At 63.2% G+C, this 22,603-nt stretch carries 23 protein-coding genes and 1 pseudogene; 11 read left to right on the top strand and 13 right to left on the bottom strand.

Features of this window, described 5'->3' with window-relative positions; genetic code table 11:
• Positions 1-4: 4 nt before the first annotated feature.
• Together M0D66_RS34315 and M0D66_RS34310 are read left to right on the top strand one after the other, a co-directional pair.
• On the top strand, positions 5-3,058 hold the full coding sequence (locus M0D66_RS34315; protein ID WP_093634771.1) for an efflux RND transporter permease subunit: 3,054 nt from the start codon (positions 5-7) through the stop codon (positions 3,056-3,058).
• A 214-nt stretch (positions 3,059-3,272) separates the two neighbouring features.
• On the top strand, positions 3,273-4,097 hold the full coding sequence (locus tag M0D66_RS34310) for an IclR family transcriptional regulator (protein WP_211708326.1): 825 nt from the start codon (positions 3,273-3,275) through the stop codon (positions 4,095-4,097).
• Between the two features lie 87 nt (positions 4,098-4,184).
• Here M0D66_RS34310 and M0D66_RS34305 read toward each other — a convergent pair whose 3' ends face one another.
• Positions 4,185-5,375, bottom strand: coding sequence for a M20 aminoacylase family protein (locus M0D66_RS34305; protein WP_211708325.1), 1,191 nt, complete (start codon positions 5,373-5,375; stop codon positions 4,185-4,187).
• An 88-nt stretch (positions 5,376-5,463) separates the two neighbouring features.
• On the opposite strand from M0D66_RS34305, the pseudogene M0D66_RS34300 reads away from it, so the two are divergent.
• A pseudogene (locus M0D66_RS34300) lies at positions 5,464-5,568 on the top strand (LysR family transcriptional regulator); the annotation flags it as partial.
• A gap of 6 nt (positions 5,569-5,574) precedes the next feature.
• On the opposite strand, the gene phnN reads toward M0D66_RS34300, so the two are convergent.
• Genes phnN through phnF form a run of 3 tightly spaced genes read right to left on the bottom strand, consistent with a single transcriptional unit; the run spans position 5,575 to position 7,660 of the window.
• On the bottom strand, positions 5,575-6,156 hold the full coding sequence (phnN, locus tag M0D66_RS34295; RefSeq protein WP_211700421.1) for a phosphonate metabolism protein/1,5-bisphosphokinase (PRPP-forming) PhnN: 582 nt from the start codon (positions 6,154-6,156) through the stop codon (positions 5,575-5,577).
• 2 nt (positions 6,157-6,158) lie between these two features.
• Positions 6,159-6,905 carry a DUF1045 domain-containing protein gene (locus M0D66_RS34290; protein WP_211708324.1) on the bottom strand — a complete coding sequence of 249 codons (747 nt, stop codon included), beginning with the start codon at positions 6,903-6,905 and terminating at the stop codon, positions 6,159-6,161.
• Positions 6,902-7,660 carry a phosphonate metabolism transcriptional regulator PhnF gene (phnF, locus tag M0D66_RS34285; protein WP_093634776.1) on the bottom strand — a complete coding sequence of 253 codons (759 nt, stop codon included), beginning with the start codon at positions 7,658-7,660 and terminating at the stop codon, positions 6,902-6,904. The genes M0D66_RS34290 and phnF overlap by 4 nt, the downstream gene beginning before the upstream one ends.
• Before the next feature lie 181 nt (positions 7,661-7,841).
• Between phnF and phnG the strand changes: the two genes are divergently transcribed.
• The 7 genes from phnG to M0D66_RS34250 all read left to right on the top strand — a co-directional run bounded on the left by phnG (position 7,842) and on the right by M0D66_RS34250 (position 13,792).
• Positions 7,842-8,327 carry a phosphonate C-P lyase system protein PhnG gene (gene phnG / locus M0D66_RS34280; protein ID WP_211708323.1) on the top strand — a complete coding sequence of 162 codons (486 nt, stop codon included), beginning with the start codon at positions 7,842-7,844 and terminating at the stop codon, positions 8,325-8,327.
• A complete protein-coding gene (gene phnH / locus M0D66_RS34275) occupies positions 8,327-8,938 on the top strand; it encodes a phosphonate C-P lyase system protein PhnH (protein WP_200621547.1) in 612 nt (203 codons plus the stop codon). The genes phnG and phnH overlap by 1 nt, the downstream gene beginning before the upstream one ends.
• Positions 8,938-10,077 (top strand): carbon-phosphorus lyase complex subunit PhnI, encoded by a 1,140-nt coding sequence (locus tag M0D66_RS34270; RefSeq protein ID WP_211708322.1) that lies wholly within the window; start codon positions 8,938-8,940, stop codon positions 10,075-10,077. Before phnH ends, M0D66_RS34270 begins: the two co-directional genes overlap by 1 nt.
• Positions 10,074-10,997, top strand: a complete 924-nt coding sequence (locus tag M0D66_RS34265; RefSeq protein WP_211708321.1) for an alpha-D-ribose 1-methylphosphonate 5-phosphate C-P-lyase PhnJ — start codon at positions 10,074-10,076, stop codon at positions 10,995-10,997. Before M0D66_RS34270 ends, M0D66_RS34265 begins: the two co-directional genes overlap by 4 nt.
• Complete coding sequence (phnK, locus tag M0D66_RS34260) at positions 10,994-11,764, top strand: phosphonate C-P lyase system protein PhnK (protein ID WP_054041997.1); 771 nt, start codon at positions 10,994-10,996, stop codon at positions 11,762-11,764. Before M0D66_RS34265 ends, phnK begins: the two co-directional genes overlap by 4 nt.
• Before the next feature lie 8 nt (positions 11,765-11,772).
• Positions 11,773-12,552, top strand: coding sequence for a phosphonate C-P lyase system protein PhnL (gene phnL, locus M0D66_RS34255; RefSeq protein WP_211708320.1), 780 nt, complete (start codon positions 11,773-11,775; stop codon positions 12,550-12,552).
• Between the two features lie 106 nt (positions 12,553-12,658).
• Positions 12,659-13,792: an alpha-D-ribose 1-methylphosphonate 5-triphosphate diphosphatase gene (locus M0D66_RS34250; RefSeq protein WP_200621552.1), complete on the top strand. Its 1,134-nt coding sequence runs from the start codon at positions 12,659-12,661 to the stop codon at positions 13,790-13,792.
• A gap of 8 nt (positions 13,793-13,800) precedes the next feature.
• Here M0D66_RS34250 and M0D66_RS34245 read toward each other — a convergent pair whose 3' ends face one another.
• Positions 13,801-14,091, bottom strand: coding sequence for a hypothetical protein (locus tag M0D66_RS34245; RefSeq protein ID WP_093634783.1), 291 nt, complete (start codon positions 14,089-14,091; stop codon positions 13,801-13,803).
• 95 nt (positions 14,092-14,186) lie between these two features.
• Between M0D66_RS34245 and M0D66_RS34240 the strand changes: the two genes are divergently transcribed.
• Complete coding sequence (locus tag M0D66_RS34240; protein WP_200652615.1) at positions 14,187-14,957, top strand: glycosyltransferase; 771 nt, start codon at positions 14,187-14,189, stop codon at positions 14,955-14,957.
• 65 nt (positions 14,958-15,022) lie between these two features.
• Here the strand turns inward: M0D66_RS34240 and M0D66_RS34235 are convergent, their stop codons facing one another.
• The 8 genes from M0D66_RS34235 to M0D66_RS34200 all read right to left on the bottom strand — a co-directional run bounded on the left by M0D66_RS34235 (position 15,023) and on the right by M0D66_RS34200 (position 22,560).
• Positions 15,023-16,030, bottom strand: a complete 1,008-nt coding sequence (locus M0D66_RS34235) for a lysylphosphatidylglycerol synthase transmembrane domain-containing protein (protein WP_211708319.1) — start codon at positions 16,028-16,030, stop codon at positions 15,023-15,025.
• A 129-nt stretch (positions 16,031-16,159) separates the two neighbouring features.
• The gene (locus M0D66_RS34230; RefSeq protein WP_211708327.1) at positions 16,160-16,585 is read right to left on the bottom strand and encodes a lytic transglycosylase domain-containing protein; all 426 of its coding nucleotides are present in this window, start codon (positions 16,583-16,585) and stop codon (positions 16,160-16,162) included.
• Positions 16,586-16,683: 98 nt separating this feature from the next.
• A complete protein-coding gene (locus M0D66_RS34225; protein WP_234487041.1) occupies positions 16,684-17,034 on the bottom strand; it encodes a hypothetical protein in 351 nt (116 codons plus the stop codon).
• Positions 17,035-17,048: 14 nt separating this feature from the next.
• Complete coding sequence (locus M0D66_RS34220) at positions 17,049-17,357, bottom strand: hypothetical protein (protein WP_244179369.1); 309 nt, start codon at positions 17,355-17,357, stop codon at positions 17,049-17,051.
• 390 nt (positions 17,358-17,747) lie between these two features.
• Positions 17,748-18,578 (bottom strand): GntR family transcriptional regulator, encoded by an 831-nt coding sequence (locus M0D66_RS34215; protein ID WP_200621556.1) that lies wholly within the window; start codon positions 18,576-18,578, stop codon positions 17,748-17,750.
• Between the two features lie 96 nt (positions 18,579-18,674).
• Positions 18,675-19,967, bottom strand: a complete 1,293-nt coding sequence (locus M0D66_RS34210) for an MFS transporter (RefSeq protein WP_211700416.1) — start codon at positions 19,965-19,967, stop codon at positions 18,675-18,677.
• A 111-nt stretch (positions 19,968-20,078) separates the two neighbouring features.
• The gene (locus M0D66_RS34205) at positions 20,079-21,125 is read right to left on the bottom strand and encodes an L-idonate 5-dehydrogenase (RefSeq protein ID WP_211708318.1); all 1,047 of its coding nucleotides are present in this window, start codon (positions 21,123-21,125) and stop codon (positions 20,079-20,081) included.
• 31 nt (positions 21,126-21,156) lie between these two features.
• Positions 21,157-22,560, bottom strand: coding sequence for an MFS transporter (locus tag M0D66_RS34200; RefSeq protein ID WP_244869555.1), 1,404 nt, complete (start codon positions 22,558-22,560; stop codon positions 21,157-21,159).
• Between the last annotated feature and the right edge of the window lie 43 nt (positions 22,561-22,603).

Genomic DNA, 22,603 nt, shown 5'->3' with positions numbered 1-22,603 from the left:
CGCGATGACATTCACCGATCTCTTTATCCGGCGGCCCGTGCTTGCATCGGTCGTCAGCCTGCTGATTCTCGTGCTCGGACTGCGCTCGCTGGCGACCCTGAAAGTCAGCCAGTATCCGCAAACCGAAAACGCCGTTGTGACGATCAGCACGGCTTACTACGGGGCGAACGCCGACACCATCGCCGGTTTCATCACGCAGCCGCTCGAGGCGGCAATCGCTCAGGCGCAAGGCATCGACTACATGTCGTCGACGAGCAGCACCGGCGTGTCGACCATTACCGCCACACTGCGCCTGAACTATGACGCGAACCGCGCGCTGACCGAGATCAACACGCAGATCGGCTCGGTGCGCAACCAGTTGCCGCCGCAGGCGCAGCAGCCGGTGCTGACGGTACAGACCGGGCAGACCACCGACGCGATGTACATGGGCTTCTACAGCGACGTGCTGCCGAGCAATAACGTCACGGATTATCTGCTGCGCGTCATCAAGCCCAAGCTCGATTCGATCGAAGGCGTGCAGACGGCTGAAATTCTCGGCGGGCGGCAGTTCGCGTTACGCGCGTGGCTCGATTCGACGCGGCTCGCCGCGCACGGCGTGACGGCGAGCGACGTCTTCACGGCGCTCGGCAACAACAACTACCTGGCGACACTCGGCACGACGAAGGGACAAATGGTCAGCGTCGACCTGAACGCGGGTACGGACCTGCATACCGTCGACGACTTCAAGCAACTGGTCATCAAGCAGAAAAACGGCGCGATCGTGCGCCTCGAAGACGTCGCGAACGTCGTGCTCGGCGCCGACAGCTACGACTTCAACGTCGCGTTCAGCGGCAAGCGTTCGGTGTTCATCGGCATCAAGGTGGCGCCGGACGCCAATATCCTCGATGTCGCCAAACGCGTGAAGGCCGTATTTCCCGGGCTGCAGAAGCAGTTTCCGACCGGCATGACCGGCGAGATCGTTTATGACGCGACCGACTTCGTCAACACGGCCATCGTCGAGGTGATCAAGACGCTGGTCGAGGCGCTGCTGATCGTCACCGCGGTGATTTTCCTGTTCCTCGGCAGCTTCCGCGCGGTCATCGTGCCGCTGATCGCGATGCCTCTGTCGCTCATCGGCACGTTCTTCGTGATGCAGTTGCTCGGCTATTCGATCAATCTGCTGACACTGCTCGCGCTCGTGCTCGCGATCGGGCTCGTCGTGGACGACGCGATCATCGTCGTCGAAAACGTCGATCGCCATATGAAGGAGGAAGGCAAGGCGCCATTCGATGCCGCGCTGATCGCCGCGCGCGAACTCGGCGGACCAATTCTCGCGATGACTGTCGTGCTGATCGCCGTGTATGTGCCGATCGGTTTTCAGGGCGGCCTGACGGGCGCCCTCTTCACCGAATTCGCCTTCTCGCTCGCCGGCGCGGTGACGGTCTCCGGGGTGATCGCGCTGACGTTGTCGCCGATGATGTGCTCGCGCTTCTTCCGTGCGGATCAGGAATCCGGGCGCTTCGCGCGTTTCGTCGACCGCCAGTTCGAACGCGTCCATCGTGGCTATGGCCGCCTGTTGCACTCGACGCTCGATACGTGGCCCGTGTTCACCATCATGGGCGCACTGCTGCTCTGCGGCACGGTCTACCTGTTCATGACGTCGAAGGCGGAGCTCGCGCCGCAGGAGGATCAGGGGATCGTCCTGTCGCAGATCCAGGGGCCGCCGAACGCGACCATCCAGCAGATGCAGATGTACGCGGACCAGGTGTTCGATATCTCCAAGGCGCTGCCTGAATACGCGCAGATGTTCCAGCTCACGGGCGCGCCGACACTCAACCAGGGGATCGGCGGTGTGCTGTTCAAGACATGGGACCAGCGCAGCAAGGGCGCGACCGCCTTGCAGCAGGAATTGCAGCAGAAATGGAATCAGATTTCAGGTGCGCGCGTCGCGGCGTTCCAGTTTCCGCCGCTGCCGGGCTCGCAAGGCTTGCCGGTGCAGTTCGTCATCAGCACGACCGAGCCGTTCGAGAACCTCAACGAAGTTTCACAGGCGGTCCTGCAAAAAGCCCGCGAAAGTGGGATGTTTTTCTTCGTCGACAGCGATCTGAAGCTCGACAAGCCGGAGGCCACGCTCGTGGTCGATCGCGACAAGGTCGCCTCCCTCGGGCTCTCGCAGAGCGACGTCGGGCAAGCGCTCGGGTCGGCGCTCGGCGGCGGCTATGTCAACTACTTCTCGATCGCCGGGCGCTCGTACAAGGTGATTCCGCAGGTCTTGCAGACCGATCGTCTGAATCCTTCGCAGGTGCTCGACTACTACCTGCGCACGCCGGACGGCAGTGTTATGCCGGCTTCGACGATTGCGCATCTCGAACACAACGTCGTGCCGGAATCGATCAACCACTTCCAGCAACTCAACTCGGCGACGATCTCAGGCGTGATCGTGCCGGGCGTGTCGCAAGGCGAGGTGCTCGATTTTCTGCGTAAGGCGACCACCCAGGTCGCACCGGCAGGCTATGCGGCAGATTATTCGGGCCAGTCTCGGCAGTTCGTGCAGGAATCGGGCGGCTTCGTCATCACGCTGCTGCTCGCCACGATCATCGTGTTCCTTGCGCTCGCGGCGCAATTCGAAAGCTTCCGTGACCCGATCGTGATCCTGGTTTCGGTGCCGATGGCGCTGTTCGGTGCGCTCATCTTCATCAACATCGGCTTGACCACGCTGAACATCTACACGCAGGTCGGGCTCGTCACGCTCATGGGGCTGGTCAGCAAACACGGCATCCTGATCGTCCAGTTCGCCAACGAACTGCAACACGCCGGCAAGTCGAAGCGCGAGGCCCTGGAGGAAGCGGCGGCCGTGCGGCTGCGCCCGATTCTGATGACCACCGCGGCGATGGTGCTCGGCGTCGTGCCGCTCGTGTTCGCCTCGGGCGCGGGCGCCGCGGGCCGCAATGCGATGGGGCTCGTGATCTTCACGGGGCTCTCGATCGGCACCCTTTTTACTTTGTTCGTGGTGCCTGCGATGTATATGTTTCTCGCCGCCGATCATCATCGGGACGCTGCCGCGCAGGAGGCAGGCTAGCGTTTAGTCCGCCTCCCGAGTCAACGAATTATTTATAATCAATGGCTTAGCCACTTGGCGCAAAGCAGATTTCAGCCGCGGCGACCTGGGCGCAAAAGCGGGCAAAGTTGGCGAAACAGAAGGCTTACGCTATCGTCACGCCTTTGCACCGCATCGCGCCGGCTGAAACGCGCGAACGCTACGCGCCCTTCTTCGAACGCATCTTTCAAGGTCCATGAGCAAAGCCCTGCCACCGCCTTCTGCCGTTCCTGCCAGCGCCGAACCGGCCGCGGACAAACCGGGCGACTCGTATGTGCAGTCGTTCGCGCGCGGCCTCTCGGTGATTCGCGCGTTCGATGCCACCCGCCCCGAACAGACCCTCACTGACGTCGCCGCGGCCACCGGCCTGACACGCGCCGGCGCACGCCGCATTCTGCTGACCCTGCAGACGCTCGGCTACGTGGAGGCCGACGGCCGCCTGTTCCGCCTCACGCCGAAGATTCTCGATCTGGGCTTCGCGTATCTGACTTCGATGCCGTTCTGGAATCTCGCCGAACCGGTGATGGAAAATCTGTCGTCGCAGGTTCACGAGAGTTGCTCGGCGGCCGTGCTCGACCGTACCGAGATCGTCTACGTGCTGCGCGTGCCGACGCACAAGATCATGACCATCAACCTGTCGATCGGCAGCCGCTTGCCGGCGTATTGCACGTCGATGGGCCGCGTGCTGCTGTCCGCGCTCGACGACGAAGCGCTCGAAGCAACCCTGAGTTCGACGCCGCTCTATGCGCATACGGCGCGCACGGTGACCGACAAGGAAGAGCTGAAAAAGCTGATCGCGCAGGTGCGCCGCCAGGGATGGGCGATCGTCGACCAGGAGCTGGAAGGCGGTCTGATTTCGCTGTCCGCGCCGATTCGCAACCGCCAGGGGCGTGTGATCGCGGCGATGAACATCAGCGGCAATGCTCAGCGCAATTCGGCCAAGCAGATGGTGAAGGCGTTTCTGGAGCCGCTGCAGCAGGCTGCGCAGACGGTCTCGGAGATGGTGGCGCGGCGCGGTTGATTGCGCGCCGGTGGCTTCGATCAGGGCGCGCGCTTCTCGCACGCGCGCCCATTGCGCCTAAGGCCCCTCGCTAGCAGTCCGGGCCCCTCACTGCCCCAGATACCGCTCCACCAGCCGCGTCCAGAACGCGGCGCCGACCGGCAGATTGCGGTCGTTGAAATCGTAATGAGGGTTGTGCACCATGCAGCCATCTTCGCCCGCCCCATTGCCGATCCGCAGGAACGTGCCGGGCCGTTTCTGCAGCATGAAAGCGAAATCTTCGCTACCCATCAATATGTCGGTCTGCTCGACCACTTTGTCGTCCCCAACCAGCTCGCGCGCCACCTGCACCGCGAAGTCCGTTTCGGCATCCGAATTGATCACCACTGGATAGCCTTCGATATACTCCACCACCGCCTTGCCGCCATAGCTCACGGCCTGGCTTTCGGCGAGTTCGGTAATGCGTTTCTTCAGCAGCGTGCGCACTTCAGGGCTGAACGAGCGCACGCTCAATTCCAGTTTCGCGCTGCTCGAAATCACGTTGTTCGCGGTGCCCGCATGCATCGAGCCGACCGTCACCACTGCCGGCTGCGACGGGTCCACGTTACGCGCCACGATCGTCTGCAACGCCATCACGATGCTCGCCGCCACCACCACCGGATCGACCGTCAGATGCGGACGCGCCGCATGGCCGCCGACGCCTTCGATCGTGATGATCGCCTTGTCGCCCGCCGACATGAACGGCCCCTTGCGGAACAACATCACGCCCGGTTCGGCACCCGGATGATTGTGCAAACCGAACACGGCGTCGCACGGAAAGCGCTCGAACAGGCCGTCGTTGATCATCTTCATCGCGCCGCTGTCGATGCCGCTTTCTTCGGCCGGCTGGAAGTACAGATGCACGGTGCCCGAGAAATTGCGCGTGGCGGCAAGATGTTGCGCTGCGCCAAGCAGCATCGTCGTGTGGCCGTCGTGACCGCAGGCGTGCATCTTGCCGTGCGTGCCGCTCGCATACGGCAGACCGGTTTGTTCGATGATCGGCAGCGCGTCCATGTCGGCGCGAATGCCGATGCTGCGCGTGCCGTTGCCCACCTTCAGCGTGCCCACCACGCCGGTTTGACCGACTCCGCGCGTAACCTGCCAACCCCATTGTTCGAGCTTCTCCGCCACCAGCGCGCCGGTTTGCACTTCCTCGTAGGCCAATTCCGGATGGTGATGGATGTGATGGCGGATCTCGCGCAGGCTCTCGGTTGCAGGCGCCAGGTCGGACACTTCGGTAAATCGCGCGGCTTCGCTCATCTATCGCTCCATGGAATTCACGCCGCATGACGCGGCAAACAGACGAGCACTATAGCCACGCCATCTTTTTCGAACAAGATACTGTTTCTTGAGCATCATCTCGCGGCGCGATTTGCTGCCCACGCCGGCGGTGCTGCAGTTGGTATCGTGTTTGCAGGAAGCGACCCGGAAGCGCATGGCGGCGGCCGGGTAGTCGAGCCTAGCGAACGTGGGGAGCATGGGAAACGCGGGGAATATCCGCTTCCGCCTGCAAAAAAGCGATCAGCGCGTGCCCCGCGTCTTCCAGTGCTCCGGAGTTATCGATCGTTGTGCATCGAAGCCCTTCCGGCAATGAAAACGGTGCCCGTCGCGCAAGCCTGGCCGCAACCTGTTCCGCCGACTCACGCGCCCGCGCGCCGAGCCGTGCTTCGAGGATATGCGGCGCGGCGTCCACATGCACGACTTCCATGCGCGGATAACGCGCCAGCGTATGCTGCAAATGCTGGCGCGACCCGTTGACGACGACCGTGCACCCGCGTGCAAGCCATGCATCGATCTCGATACCGATGCCATACCGCAGTGAATGGCTCGACCATTCGAGCGCGAACAGACCGAGCACTGAACGCGCCGCGAATTCCTCGACGCTCAACGCAACGTGCTCTTCACCGTTGCCGCTCGGCCGCGTGATGTAGCGGTGCGCAAACAGAATCGGCTCGCCCATCAGACGGCTGCGAGCAAAACTCAGCAACGAATCCTTGCCCGCGCCGGACGGCCCCATTACATAAATCAAACGACCTGCCATTGTTATTTCACCTCGCGGGTCTGAAACGGCACACGCTGCCACAGGACGAACGGCTCACCAGGCGCGGGTTCGACAAAGAGCGCCGCGTGATCGACCGCGAGCGGCCCGAGCCCGGGCGTTTGCGCCTGCCACCATGCAACCAGCGTTGCGCGCTCATCGGCATCGGCGAGAGAACTGGATAGCGTCATGTGAAAACGGAATTCGTCGAAGACGTACGGATAGCCCCATTCGATCAGCAGCGCACGTTGCCGTTCACTCAACGGCGCGGCAAGACGGCGCGCGAGATCGGCCGCGGAGGGTCTGGCGCGCAGTGCATCGAGCGAGCGCAATGCACTTGCGGCAACAGCACCAATGTTCGCTTCGCCGTTCTGATCCGCGGGACGCAGTGCGACGAAATCGCCGAGCGTTGCGGCTTCGACCGGCATCGCGAATGGGCTTTGCGTATGTGCCCATTGACGCGTCGCTGCCAGCACATGCTGTTGAGTCACGCCGTCAGCGAGACGAAACGGCGCGACCAGCGTGCCGTGCCAGCCATAGCGACGTGGTGCTTCGGTTAGCTCCGCCAGCGCACGCGCCAGGCCTTCCGGTTGCGGCGCCACACAGCGCTCGCCGCTTTCCGCGTCACGCTCCAGCCACGCCGAACCGGCGGCCCACCATACCGATTCGCGCGACGGCGCGTAATACACCGCGAACCGTGCGTCGGCATTCCATTCGACCTGATCGCCGGCGTTTCCCACCACCGCGCTCATACTTCGTGCTCCACCAGCAACTGCACACGGTCCGCCGCAAAATGCGTGAAGCCGTATTTAATCGGTGTGCCTTCCAGATCGACGTCGACGTTTTCGACCCACAACACGGGCTGCTGCCGGTTGATATTCAAACGCCGCGCCACTTCCGGCTCAGGCAGTACGCTGCCGATACGGCTCCACTTGCGCAGGTAATCGGTTACGCCCAATTCGGCCATGGCCTTGGTCACGCCGCCGGTACGCTCCAGCACCTCCGGCAAGTCTGGGAAACGCCCAGCCGGGTACCAGTTACGCGCGAACGTAAGCGGCACGCCATCCGATTCGTGCAAAGTCTCGATCCGGTAGACCGCGGCGCCCGCCCGCAAGCTGAGCGCCTTCGCCACATTCGGCTCGGCCTTCACGCGTGCGGACGACAACATCGTGCCCGCCGCCGCATGGTGCTGCTGCCGCAAGTTTTCTGTAAACCGCGTGCGCCGGCCAATCGAATAGTCGATCGCGCCGGGCTGCACGAAGGTGCCACGCCCCTGCTCGACACTGACGAGGCCCAATGCGGCAAGACCGAGCATGGCGCGGCGCACGGTATGCCGGTTCACGTCGAAGCGTTTGGCCAGTTCGCCCTCGCTCGGCAAACGGCCGTCTTCGCCAAAGCCGCTCGCTGCAATTTCCGCTGCCAGAATCTGTTCGATCTGCCGCCAGACGGCAACGCCCGCGCCGCGTTCGAGCAGCGTGCCCGGCGTCGCGTTGTCGTTCGATGTCATGGTGCTGTCATTCCCTTGGGTTCAAATATTCGCTATGCCATGCATTGTAGTGCGCAAGCCGTGATGGAAATGTGAAACGGCGGCCATGCACGACAACGCTCCGCAAGCATACCCCTAAACGTCTAGACGTTTAGATGAATAGATGCTTAAATGTCCACTCGCTGGATCAACAGGAATTTCGATGAGTGCCACTTCCGCCTCGCCTTCCTCCGCCACGCGGCGCGCATGGATGGCCGTGCTGGCCCGCACCCCGCGCGCCGATCTCGAAGCTGCGCTGCAACGCGCGCTGCAAGGCGCTCCACCTCCTGCTTACGACTGGCTGCGGCCACCCGAAATCGGCCTCGCGATGGTGCGCGGCCGCGTCGGTGGCAGCGGCGACCCGTTCAATCTCGGCGAAGCCACCGTCACGCGCGCCACGTTGCGTTTGCGCGGCACGGGTGATGCAGCCGCAGCCGTCGGCGTGGCGTGCCATCTGGGCCGCGACCGCCGCCGCGCCGAACTGGCCGCGCTTGCCGATGCGTTGCTGCAGATGCCCGAACATTACAGCGCCTTGCACCAGCAACTGATCGCGCCGTTTGCCGAACAGCAAGCCGCGCAACGCGCCGAACGCAGACAGGACGCCGCAGCCACGCGCGTCGAATTCTTCACGATGGTCAGAGGCGACTGATGGAAAACTCGCAGATAGCATTGTCTACCTTGACGCCCGGCTTCGCGGACCCGGTCCACGACACCCAGGCCGTATTCCGCACGCTGCTCGACGCACTGTCGCGTCCGGGCACGGTGGGCGTCGTCGAAAAAGGCTTGCCGGAGGTGCGGGCCACGCGCGCCGCGCTCGCCGCTTTCGCCGCGCTGCTGACCCTGTGCGACTACGCCACGCCCGTATGGCTCGCACAACCCGATACGGCACTGGGCTCGGCACTGCGCTTTCATACCGGCGCGCCGCTCGTCGACGAACCAGGGCTTGCTGCCTTCGCCTATATCCACGACGCAAGCGCAATGCCGGCACTGGAAAGCTTTGCACTCGGCGAAGCGGAATCGCCTGAGCACTCGGTGACCTTGCTGATCCGCGTCGAAGCGTTGACAGGCGGTGCACCGATCGTGCTCAGCGGTCCCGGCATTCAGCACACCACGACGATCGCGCCGATCGGTCTGCCCGAGCACTTCTGGCGCGAACGCGCCGCCCTCGCGCCGCTCTTTCCGTGCGGCATCGATTGTTATCTCGTCTGCGGCAGCACGCTGATCGGCCTGCCGCGCACAACTCAAGCGAAGGTGAACTGATGTACGTTGCCGTCAAGGGTGGAGAACGCGCGATCGAAGCATCGTGGCGTCTGCTCGACAAGTCGCGCCGCGGCGATACGCGGCTGGCCGAGCTCAGCGTCGCGCAGATTCGCGAGCAATTGCGCCTCGCCGTCGCGCGAGTGATGACCGAAGGTTCGGTCTACGACGAAGAACTCGCCGCACTCGCGATCAAGCAGGCCGCGGGCGATCTGGTTGAAGCGATCTTTCTGCTGCGTGCGTATCGCACCACGTTGCCGCGTTTCGGTTATACGCAGGCGATCGACACGGAAGCCATGCAGGTTGAGCGCCGCATTTCGGCAACGTTCAAGGACGTGCCCGGCGGGCAAATGCTCGGCGCGACTTACGATTACACGCAACGTCTGCTGGATTTTGCGCTGCTTGCCGAAGGCGATGCCGGAAACGATTTGGCCACGACCCCAGCTTCCATTCAAGCCGCCCAGTCCGCAGTTGAAGCCATGCCACGCGTGGTCACGCTGCTCGACAAGGAAGGCCTGATCGAACAGGAACGCCCCACGCCGGACGCGCCGGAACCGGGTGACCTCTCGCGCGAACCGCTCGCGTTTCCCGCGAGCCGCGCCACGCGTTTGCAGAATCTCGCGCGCGGCGACGAAGGCTTCCTGCTCGCCATGGGCTACGCCACCCAGCGGGGCTACGCGCACACGCATCCGTTTGCCGGCGAGATCCGCTTCGGCACGATCGCCGTCGAAATGGAGCTCGACGAATTGGGCGAAGCCGTTGAAATCGGCGATATCGATGTCACCGAATGCCAGATGATCAACCAGTTCGCCGGCAGCAGCGAGGTGCCGCCTACCTTCACGCAAGGCTATGGTCTCGCGTTCGGACACTCGGAACGCAAAGCGATGGCCATGGCGCTCGTGGATCGCGCGTTGCGCGCCGAGGAACTCGGCGAAACGCTCGCCTCGCCGACGCAGGACATCGAATTCATGCTCTCGCATAGCGATAACGTCGAAGCGTCCGGCTTCGTTCAGCATCTGAAGTTGCCTCACTACGTCGACTTTCAGTCCGAACTCGAACTCGTGCGGCGACTGCGGGCGCAACACGCCACAGAGGGCCAGGATCTGCGCAAGGATCACGATCAGCAGGAGCAAGCCGCATGAACGCGCCGGCCACATCTCACACCGCCGCGTCGTACGACAGCGCCGCGGACGGCTACAACTTCGCCTACCTCGACGAACAGACCAAGCGCATGCTGCGCCGCGCGTTGCTCAAGGCCGTCGCGGTGCCGGGCTATCAGGTGCCGTTCGGCTCGCGGGAAATGCCCCTGCCGTACGGCTGGGGCACGGGCGGCATTCAGGTGACCGCGGCGATCATCGGCAGCAACGACACGCTGAAGGTCATCGATCAGGGTTCCGACGAAACCACCAACGCGGTCAACATCCGCCGCTTCTTCGCGCGCACCACGGGCGTGGCAACCACGCGCCGCACGACCGAAGCGACGATCATCCAGACACGTCACCGTATTCCGGAAGCGCCGCTCACCGACAAGCAGATTCTCGTCTATCAGGTGCCGATGCCCGAGCCGCTATACAGGCTGGAACCGCGCGCCACGGAATGCAAGAAGCTGCACGCACTGGCTGATTACGGCTTGATCAGCGTGAAGCTGTACGAGGACATCGTCCATCACGGCAGTATCGCCACCACGTACGACTACCCGGTGATCGTCAACAACCGCTATCTGAGTTCGCCGTCGCCGATTCCGAAGTTCGACAACCCGAAGATGCATATGAACCCCGCGCTGCAATTGTTCGGCGCCGGCCGCGAACGGCGCATTCACGCGATTCCGCCGTACACCCCCGTGCGCAGTCTCGACTTCGACGATCATCCGTTCGAAGTTCAGAAGTGGCAGCATGCGTGCGCGCTGTGCGGATCGACGGAAAGCTTCCTCGACGAAATGATCGTCGACGACGCCGGCAAGCGCATGTTCGTCTGCTCGGATAGCGACTACTGCCACGAACGCCGCGGCGATCAGGACCTCGAGTTGCCGGCATACGAAGCGCGCAAAGGAGAAACCGCATGACGCCGCTGTTGAGCGCCCGCTCGCTCACCAAACAATTTGGCGGCCGCAACGGCTGCAGGAACGTCAGCTTCGATCTGTATCCGGGCGAAGTGCTGTGCATCGTCGGCGAATCCGGCTCGGGCAAGACCACGCTGCTCAATGCGCTCGCCCTGAAAACCGAAACCGATAGCGGCTCGCTCCACTACACGGCCACGCATGGCGAAAAGCTCGATCTGCTCGCCCTGTCCGAACCGCGCCGGCGCCTGTTGATGCGCACCGAGTGGGGCTTCGTGCAGCAGAATCCGCGCGACGGCCTGCGCAGCGGCGTCTCCGCCGGCGCGAATATCGGCGAGCCCTTGATGGCCGTCGGCGCTCGCCACTACGGCGACATTCGCCACACCGCAACACAATGGATGGAACGCGTCGAACTCGATGCCACCCGCATCGACGAATTTCCCGCGGCGTTTTCCGGCGGCATGCAGCAGCGCTTGCAGATCGCCCGCAATCTCGTCACCGGTCCGCGCCTCGTCTTCATGGACGAGCCGACCGCCGGTCTCGACGTCTCGGTGCAGGCGCGTCTGCTGGATTTGCTGCGCACGTTGACGTCCACGCTGCATCTGTCGGTGCTGATCGTGACGCACGATATCGGCGTGGCGCGGCTGCTCGCGCATCGTTTGATGGTCATGCAAGGCGGCGAAGTTGTCGAGTCCGGCCTGACGGACCAGGTGCTCGACGATCCGCAGCATCCGTACACGCAAACGCTGGTTTCCTCGGTTCTGCCGGTTTGAGGCTCACAATGCGATCCATTGAAACAAGCACGGAATTCCACGCCACCGAACGCGCGTTCATCGAGAACAATGCATTGATGCTGCGCGCGGTCGGCATCGGCAAGACCTTTACGCTGCACGGCCAGGGCGGCGTGCAGATCGAAGCGCTCGCGGGCGTGTCGCTCGATGTCGAGCGCGGCGAGTGCGTCGTGCTGATCGGACCTTCGGGCGCGGGCAAAAGTACGCTGCTGCGCTGTCTGTACGGCAACTACCTGGCAAGCGCGGGCTCGATTGCGATTCGCGATGCGGCGGCGCATAACGGCCCGCCGGTGTCGATCACCGGTGCCGAGCCGCATGACGTGTTGCGCCTGCGCCGCGGCGTGGTCGGCTACGTCAGCCAGTTTCTGCGCGTGATTCCGCGCGTGCCAACGCTGACGCTCGTCGCCGAACCGCTGCTGTCGCGCGGCGTGGCCGAAGACGAAGCCCGTGCACGTGCGGCAGCCCTACTGGCGAGATTGAACGTGCCCGAGCGGTTGTGGTCGCTCGCGCCCGCCACCTTCTCCGGTGGCGAACAGCAGCGCGTGAACATCGCCCGCGGTTTGATCGCTGAGCATCCGCTGCTGTTGCTCGACGAACCCACGGCCTCGCTCGACGCGGAGAACCGCGACGTGGTCGCCGATCTGATCGTTGAAGCGCGCGAGCGCGGCGCGGCGATCGTCGGCATCTTTCACGACGAAGATACCCGCAACAAGGTGGCCACACGCCGTCTTGAACTCCAGCCGCCGTTGCGTCCGCAGTTGCATCACTAACTGACACGAAACGGCACTAAACTGAACCACTGAGCTGAAACATTGAGTCGAGCACCGAATCGAAACACAGCGGTGCAAGACTCAGGACAGACTACGGAGCAAGTCGATGTTGATCAGGAACGCTCGCATCGTGACGCGAGACGAAGTATTTACCGGTGTCGTACGTATCGAAGACGGCGTGATTCGCGACGTCGAGCGTGGCACGACCTCGGCGCGCGAAGCGGAAGATTGGGAAGGCGACTATCTGTTGCCCGGTCTGATCGAACTGCACACGGATAACCTTGAGAAGCACCTGGCGCCGCGTCCGGGCGTGCAGTGGAATACCGACGCCGCCTTCGTGATTCACGACGCGCAAGTGGCGGCGGCCGGCATCACCACGGTGTTCGACGCCCTCGCAATCGGTTCGCGCTCGAACGTAGGGCTGCGCGGCCGCGATCTGCAGACCCAGTGCGCCGAATCCCTCGCGCGCTTCTCGGAGCGCAAGCTGCTGCGCGCCGAACACTTTCTGCATCTGCGCTGCGAAATCGCCACGGCCGACGTAGTCGAGGTATTCGATTCGTTGTGCGGGCATCCGTTGCTGCGGCTCGCCTCGGTAATGGATCACACGCCCGGCCAACGTCAATGGCACGACCGCGAGCAATGGCGCCGTTTCCAGGAGCGCAATGGCAAGCTGAGCGACGAACACGTGGCGACCGCGCTGGCCGAACTGTCCGTGGAACAGGAACGTTACGCCGACGCACACCGCCACGAGATCGTTGCGCGTTGTAACCGGCTCGGCATTCCGGTGGCGAGCCATGACGACACGCTGATCGAGCACATCGAACAGGCCAAGGCCGAAGGCATTGTGCTGGCCGAATTCCCGACGACCCGCATCGCCGCCGAGGCGGCACGCGAGCACGGCATTTCGACCATCATGGGGGCGCCGAATATCGTGCGCGGCGGCTCGCATTCGGGCAACGTGTCGGCCCTCGAACTGGCGAAGGCAGGCTTGCTCGATATCCTGTCCTCGGATTACGTGCCGTCCAGTTTGATGACGGCCGTGTTCGATCTGGTTAATAAGGCTGGCTGGACCCTGCCGCGCGCCATGGCGACGGTTTCCGCCGAGCCGGCTCGTACGGCAGGCCTGCATGACCGCGGGGCGATTGAAGCGGGTTTGCGCGCTGACTTCGTGCGCGTCACGATGCTCGACACGCTGCCGGTGCCGCGCGCAACGTATCGCGCCGGAGCGCGGATAGTCTGACGATGTTGTCAGGCCTCGCTGGTGACGGGCAGCAGCGGTTCGACCGCGGCCCAGCGCGTCCAGCGGGGTGTCTGGTCAGGTGCCTCGACGCGCAAGGTGCGCGAGCCGTCACCGAAAACCAGGGATTCGATATTGAATGCGCTCCCCTCCTCAATGCCGGCGTCACGCACGTGACCGGATTGGTAGGTGAAACTGAGATTACCTTCGCGCAACAACTCGAGGTAGGTGTCGAAGTCGGTCGTTGATGAACGTTTGTCCCAGCGGTTCAGGAGAGTGGCGGCGATTTCGGCGTCGTACATTTTGTACCTCTCTGGGCGTAAGCCGTGTCCCGACTATAGCTGAAAAACAAGCATCGTGCTGCAATGCACCATTGTTGATCTTTACGGCCCTTTACATGACCGCTCGCGCCCCGCTCAGACCGCCTCCACGAATCTCCTGCGTCATTTGCGCGTACAACGAAGCGCCCCGCATCGGCACGGTGCTGGCCGTGGCCTGCGCGCATCCTTTGCTCGGTGAAGTCATCGTGGTGGACGACGGTTCGACCGATGGCACCGCGGACGTGGTCGAGCGTTTCGCGTCGGCGCGGCTGATCCGGTGCGCCGAGAATCGCGGTAAAAGCGCCGCGATGGCAGCCGGGATCGCCGCCGCGCGTGGCGAACTGCTGATGCTGCTCGATGCCGACCTGAAGGGACTGACCGCCGAGAGCATCAGCGCGCTCGCCCTGCCCGTCCTGCAAGGCAGCGCGCAAGTGAGCATGAGCCTGCGCCAGAACAGCCTGCTCGCATTCCGCGCCATCGGCCTCGATTTCGTCTCCGGCGAGCGCGTGGTCAAAAAAACGCTGCTCAGCGAAGTCCTGCAGGAGGTTCATGGCCTGCCGCGCTTTGGGGTCGAAGTGTTCATGAACCGCCGCATCATCGCGCGCCGTCTGCCGATTGCAGTGACGCACTGGCCACACGTCACGCAAGCCCGAAAAACCGAGAAACTCGGCTACTGGAGGGGCATGCGTGCGGAATGGCGCATGATCGCGGACCTCCTGAAAGCGGTCTATCCGCTCGCGCTGATTTCACAGACCTTTCAAATGCTTCGCTTACGCAGTGAGCAGGACTCACGCGCGAGTTTTGCGGCACGCATGCGCAAAGTGCCGGATACCGACAGTGCGCGCTGAAGCGCTTACGAAGCTGGCGAGCGCCGTGAGCCGTACGGTGCCATTGAAAGCCGGCCCGCGAGGTTTCAGTCAGCAGCCGATAATGGATTGCGCCCCCTCGTTGCAAGCGCAACAAAACCTGCCGCGCCCAGCGCCAGCGGGCTGTAAAGCGTCGCGAAACGCCACAGCACCAGCGCCGTCGCGATGCCCGCGCGGGGCACCCAGCTCGCGAATGCGGCAGCAAGAGCGATATCGCCGGTGCCACCACCCGCGGGCACGCCGGTCCACAACGCGGCATGCAGCACGACGGCCTGCACGGCCAGAACGAAACCCAACGGCAAGCGGTAACCGAGTTCGCGCAAGATAAACCAGAGGGCGCCATAGCGCAGCAACCACTGCAGCGTGGTGAGCAGACACAACGCTGCAAGCCGCCACTTGGGTACCGCGACCAGTTCCAGCCATTGCCGGCGAACGCTGTGGAAAAACCGGCCTAATCTCGCGCGGCGTTCGTTGAGCCAGTGAACGCGCCGGCCGGCGGCGTCCAATGCCGCTGCCACACGCCGGCAATTCATCCAGCAGACGCCGATAAGGCACGCGGCGCCGGCCAATACGCCGAACACGAGCGGCGCGCTCGCGCGCGGAATCACTTGCGTCAACGGCCCGAAGGCAAACAGCAGCGAAATCGGTACGGCGCTCGTGAAGAACGCGAGATCGAGCGCCTGATCCGCGCCGACGACCGTCGTCGCCAGCGACCAGGATGCGCCGGCGCGCTGCAGCAGGCCGATGTTGACGCCGTAGCCCGCCGCGCCCAACGGAGACGCCAGGAACGCGAAATCGGTAGCCAGCGTGATGGCAAACGTGCGCAGGAAACTGATCCGGAAACCGAGCGCGGTCTGCATCAGATGCAGCTTGCCCGCCTTTGCCATCGCGCTGATCGCCGCACTCGCGGCAAGCGCGGCGAATACGTAGAGAGACACGTTACGCAGCCCGGCGAACGCCGCGTGCGAATTGAGAACGAAAGGCGCGCCGACGGCGAGGCCGATACCGGCAAGCGCCACCAACACCGCCGCTTTACGCGTATGTGATCTGATCAACGAAGGCCTCAGCGAGTACAGCCTGGCCCTGCTTTCTCCGCACGATGCAGCATGCATGAGGCTGCGCGGTGCGTGAAATTGAGGCCGTCCGGGGCCTCATGATAACCACGCGACACTGCGTTTTCGTGACTAGCGATCGGCGAGCAGCGATGGGTGCGCCGACGGCAACTGCCCCCATCCGACCAGCACCTGCTGGATGCTGCGGGCGTAGGCGTCGCGCTGCTTCGGGGTTTCCGAGTGGTACGCACCGATCGCGCGCCAAGTGTTGCCGTATTTGACCATTTTCTGCTTCAGCAGCCATGCGGCTACGTAGACGTTCACACACGGATCGGTCAATGCGCGGTGCGGTACGCCTTCGCGTGCGAGGTCGCCGAAATGAATCGAATTGATCTGCAACTGGCCAACGTCGATCGAACCGTTCGCGTTCTGGTGTATCGCGTCCGGGTCGCCCTTCGATTCGAACCATGCAACCGCGCGCAATACCCAGGGATTGACGCCCTGGTAGGCCGCGGCCTCGTTGAAGCAATCGTCGGCCGCGTGGGCCGCGCCGCACATCGACAGCCACGCTAGCGCGGCACAGAAGAGTTTCAAGGACACGATTCATCCTTCCGCTTGATAGCGACAAAAGTGGTGAACTCCACGCCGCGGGCGAATTACTTGGCCAACGCCAGATCGATTTGCCGTTGCACGGAGTCGAGGTACGTATGTGAAGCGTCGGACACGACGAGCCGGACTGCCGGCATCGGCGCTCCCCTGCGTTCCTGCGTCTGGATCGGCGCACGCGACTTCTTTCGATGCGTCGTCGGCTTCACCGGCAAATCATCATCAGCGCCACTCGACGGCGGCAGCATCGCAAGCGTTGGCAACGGCGGATAAACTTTGTCCGCCGCCGGGGGAAACGTGGCAGGAAACGCGCCTGCCGACTGCAGATCCGTTCCCGGCTGGCCCGCAAAAGCAGGCGTGGCGAGCAGTGTGGCCACCGTCAGTAAGGTGATTCGAAACATCGCGATGGCCTCCTTCATTGCACCGTTCTGATCGACACGCTATAGGGCTGACCCAGGCCGGCGGTTCGATTCTCGAAGCTCACCTTCGACATGCGTTGCGCAGGCACACCCTTCCATACTGCCTGGTTCAGGTACGCGAAATCCTGACCCAGCGCGGTGACCAGCACGACCGTGGATTGCGGTTGCGCGGCAGCCAGTGCGCCTGCCTTGGTCAGCACGGCGGTGAGTTGCGGGTCATGCGCCCCGAGCGCATCCGGCGGAATCTCGAAGCTGATGACTTCGTTAGGCGCCTTGTCCGTGTGCGCGGCATTCTGCGCGGGCATCTGTGCGCACCCGGCCAGCGCGAGAACGGCTACAAAAAACCACACCTGTCGCTTCACACCCGTCTCCAGTCAATCCCGTTGCTATAGAGTTGTTTTCGGCAGACGCGCGGGAAAAGTTGATAGGTCGAAAACGCGCCCGCGAAAATCAAAAAGAGTTACCTCAAGATCGGCGCAAACGATTGCTTCGACGCTCGATGAAGCGTCGAACGAGGCGAAGTTGCCTCGCGTTTGGAGGGGAATATTTGTATGAGGATTGTGGGCTGGAGAGGCCGCGGGACGGGGCTCTGCGGGTCATGCATGAAGTTCGCTGACGGGCGCAGCGGGGATGCTACGCCCATGACAGTAATGTGGCCGTAAGCGAGCAAGCCGGCGGCCCGCCCGCAGATCGGCCTAAGTCGACAGCGGCACGCGCTCCGGTTCGTCCGCGTCGAACCACGCCGGATTGCGCTCCGCAATCGGACCAAGCGACACCAGAATCTCGCGCAGATGGCTGCGCATCGCTTCTTCAGCCGCGCCCGGATCGTGCGCGCGCAGGCCAGCCAGAATCTTCGCGTGCTGCTTGATCAGCAGATCGAGCGGCGATACCTCCGGCAAGCTCAGGTAGCGCACCCGGTCCATCTGCGCCTTGATGTCCTGAATCGTTTCCCATGCCGCCGTGCAATCGATCGCCTGGGCGATCGCATAATGAAACGCCTCGTCGAGCGCGAGGAAGGCGGCGGTGTCGTTCGATTTCGCCGCAAGCTTCTGGTCGCGAAGGTTGTCGGCCAGCGCCTGCAACTGCTCGTCCGTGATCGACACGGCTGCCTTCTTCACCACCGCCGTCTCGATCGCTTCGCGAATGAAGCGCCCTTCCCGCACCTGACGCGGCGAAATGCGCTTCACGAAAGTGCCGCGCTGCGGCAATACCTGAAGCACACCCGCTTCGACCAACTTGATGAACGCCTCCCGCACCGGTTGCCGCGACACCTGAAACATGTCGGACACTTCCTTCTCCGAGAGCGGCGTGCCCGGCACCAGTTGACCGGCAAAAATTGCCTGACGCAGCGCACGGAAAATCTGCTTGCCGATCGGCTCATGCGAGTCGAACGAGACGCTGGCGGTCAGATCCGGTAGTTCGACACGCGCGCCGGCCTGCACGCTCACGCGACGCCTTGTGCGGGGTGCAAGCGTGGTGTCGGAGGAGAAAGAAGACGTGTTGGCGTGGAGGTTCTTGGTCGGCATCGGGTAACGCAGCGAATAGCAACGAATGAATTGCGACAGAGACGGCACACACCATGAATACCCACCAGCATATCCACTAAAGTGTGCCGCACCATACTACCATGCACGTTTCATGTTTAAGGCACTCGCTCGCGGCTCGCGAATCCACACCAGCGAGCACACCGCGCCGAGCACGGCAATCGCCCCCGCCAGTACGAACGCACTCGCGTAGTTACCGTGCGTCGCTTCGACGATGAAGCCCGTCACCGCGGGGCCGATCACGCCGGCCAGATTCGCCAGCAAGTGCACAAAACCGCCCGCACCGCCGACGTGTTCGCGCGGCACGGTGTCCTGAATCACGGCCCAATACACCGCGCCCGTCACATACAGGAAGAAGATCGACACCGACATCAGCGCGACGGCGCTCTGCGTACTGGCAACACGGCCGGCCAACGCGACGCACACCGCCGCCGCGCCCAGACAGCTACTCAGCACGATCTTGCGCGACAGCAGCGGCTTACCGGTCAGGCGCAAGATGAAGTCGGAGATGAAGCCGCCTGCCGCGAGTCCGATGCTGCCGAGCAGCCATGGAATCACCGTGGCGAAACTCATGTCGCGCAGACTCAGATGATGCGCCTCGGTCAGATACGTCGGGAACCACGACAGGAAGAAAAACAGCACGTAGTTGTATGAGAAGAATGCGAAGGCCGTCGCAAGAATGATCGGCTTCTTCAGGAAGTGCCGCAGGCCGAGTCGCTCGCCGTCGGCCGAATGGGCGATCGCATGTTCGTCCGCCTGACCGGCGCGAATCAGTTCGATCTCGTCGGGCGTGACGCGCGAGTTTTCGTGCGGGTGTTCAGTGGTCGTTGCCGCCCACAAGACGAGCCACAAGAGTCCCAGCAGCATGATCGCGACAAAGGCCCAGCGCCAGCCGAACTGGACCGCCATGAAGCCGACCACCGGTCCCGCCAGCGCGCCGCCGAGCGGCGTGCCCGAACTGATCACGCCAATCGCGCTCGCGACTTCCTTGCGTGGGAACCAGTTATTGACCATCTTGCTGTTCGACGAACTGAACGGACCTTCGCCCATGCCGAACAGCACACGCAGCACGATCAGCGAACCGATGCCGGTGGCCAACGCAGTCGCACCGCAGAACACCGACCACACGCCCATCGCGGTGCCGAACACGCGTTTCGCGCCGACCTTGTCCGACAGCACGCCGCCAACAAAATTGAACAGCGCATAGCCGATGAAAAAACTGCTGAACACGATGCCCAACTGCGCATGCGAGAAGTGCAGATCTTTCTGGATCAGCGGTGCGGCAATCGACAGCGCCGCGCGGTCGAGATAGTTGATGACGCCGGCCAGAAACAGTAGCGCGACAACAAACCAGCGTTGACTCTTGATCATCGGGTGTCTCCTTCGGGTCGCCTCTTGATGGGCGTTTGAATAGCTTAAGTAGCTGGATTGGCCTGGCAAGGCGCTGCGGTCAGGTGCAACGCCTCATGCCACGGGAGATGCTCAGTCAAAGTTCAGATGCACCTTCATCGACTGCGAGCGATCGAGCGCCACTTCGAACGCATGGTTTGCTTCACTCATCGCGAATGCATGCGTCATGAGCGGTCGCAAGTCGACTTTGCCGGAAGCGATTTCATCGGCAGCGATGGCGTATTCGCCGGTGAAGCGGAACGAGCCTTGATAGCGGAGTTCCTTCGACATCACCAGGTTCGCTGCCACCGGTGACTGGCCGGCCGGCAGATTGCCGACCTGGATCACCGTGCCGCCGGCGCGCGCCGCACGCAACGCCGTATCGAGTCCCGCGGGACTGCCCGAGGCCTCGATGACCACGTCGAACGTGCCGCGTTGCGCGGACCATTGATCGATCGTGGCGCTGTCTGTCGCGTTCACGATCTGATCCGCACCGAGTTGCTGCGCGACCTGCAACGCCCGATCCGACAGATCCAGCGCGACCAGGCGATGAGCGCCGGCGCGGCGCGCCACGCTCAGCAGAATGCAACCGATCGGCCCGCAACCCACCAGCAAGACGCTTGCGCCAACGAGCGAACCCGCCTGCTTCACTGCATGCAATGCAACGGCAAGCGGCTCGGCCATCGACGCCTGCGCAAAATCGACGCCATCCGGCACCGACACGCATTGCCGCGCCGCGACCACGATGTACTGACGGAACATGCCCTGCGTGTGCGGGAACGTCGATGCACTGCCCATGAAGCGCATGTTCAGACAATGATTGGGCATCCCGCCGATGCAAAAGCGGCACGTCCCGCAGGCCAGCCCTGGATTGACGGCAACACGCTGCCCGGGTGTCAGGCGACTCTCCGCGCTCACGCCCTCGCCGAGCGAATCGATCTCGCCGGCCACTTCATGTCCGAGCACGAACGGCTCGCGTACCGCGAAATCGCCGCTCTTGCCTTTGAAGTAGTAAGAGAGATCGGAGCCGCAAATACCGCCGGCGCGCACGCGTACTCGCACCTGGCCGGGGCCGGGTACAGGCGGCTCGACTTCGTCGATGCGGATGAGTTTGGGTTCGTGAAGCACGGCTGCGAGCATGAAGGACTCCGGTATGACAAAGGTCTCGCGCTCAGTGCCGCGCGAAAGAAGATGAAGATGAGGACGCGAGGGTTTGCGCTGCCGAATGGGCTTCTACCGGCTCGCCGCCGCCCCAATCGTGAAGATCGCCGCCACGGCGTAGAGGCGCAGTTTCCGGCAATGCAAAGAGCGATACAGCCGACACAATGCCGAGCACGGCCACGTAGACGATCAACGCAAGCGAATTGCCATGCGTGACCTGAATCAGTTTGACGGCCAGCAGTCCGAGCACGCCGCTGCCGAGCAAAGAGCCGATCTGCCAGATCAGCGCGATACCGCTGCACCGCACGCGCGCGGGGAACAGTTCGGGAAACAGCGCCGCTTGCGGTGCATAGCAAAGGCTGTGGCCCACGCTAATGGCGAGAATCATCACGAGTTGGATCGCCGCGCGATTACCGCTATCGATCGCCATGAAGAACGGCACCACCAACGCCACGTGCAATAGCGCACCCGCGATAAAGGTCGGCCGCCGTCCGATACGATCGGACAGCGCACCCGCGAGCGGAATCGTGACGAGCTCGAGCGCGACCGCGACGATCACCGTTTCAAGCAGCATGCTTTGCGCAATGCCGTGTGCCTTGCCGTAGGCGAGCACGATCATCGTGTACATCGCGAAGGCGCAAGCCTCGATCAATTTCGCGCCGACACCTTTGACGATCGTAGGGCCGAACTGCCGCACAACTTCCACCACCGGGCGCGAAGCCACTGCCTTGGTGCGCTGGATCGTTGCGAAGATCGGCGACTCTTCGGTGCGCAAGCGGATATACAGGCCCACCGCAACCAGCAGGGCGCTCGCGAGAAACGGAATGCGCCAGCCCCAGTCGAGCAATTGCGCTTGAGTCAACGTCGCGCTGAGCAGCGCGAACAGGCCCGACGGAATCAGGAAACCGGCCGGCGCGCCCAATTGCACGAGACTCGCGAAGAAGCCGCGCCGCGCAGGCGGAGCGTATTCCGCCGTCAGCAACACGGCGCCCGCTTGCTCGCCGCCCACGCCGAAGCCTTGCAACACGCGAATCACGATCAGCGCAATCGGCGCCCAGATGCCGATCGACTGATAGTCCGGCAGCAGGCCGATCACAAACGTCCCCAAGCCGACAATCAGGATCGTCACGATCAAGGCCTTCTTGCGGCCGACGCGATCGCCGAAATGACCGAACACGATGCCGCCCAGCGGCCGCGCCAGGAAACCGACTGCGTAAGTGGCGAAGGCGGCGAGCGTGCCTATCAGCGGGTCAGCGGACGGAAAGAATTTCTGCCCGAACACCAGCACCGCAGCCGTGCCGTAGACGAAGAAGTCGTAGTACTCGGCCGCGGTGCCGATGGTCGAGGCGAAGGCCACGCGACGCAGCATGGCAGTGCTGGCCGGCGCGGCGGCTTGCGGACGTGCTGGGTTCACGCGTGTCTCCATGATTTTGTAGTTAGGGTCAGTCGAGCGAAAT

The organism is Paraburkholderia sp. SECH2 (assembly GCF_030464795.1).
Taxonomy (GTDB): domain Bacteria; phylum Pseudomonadota; class Gammaproteobacteria; order Burkholderiales; family Burkholderiaceae; genus Paraburkholderia; species Paraburkholderia aspalathi.
This window is presented reverse-complemented; position numbering and strand designations above follow the sequence as displayed.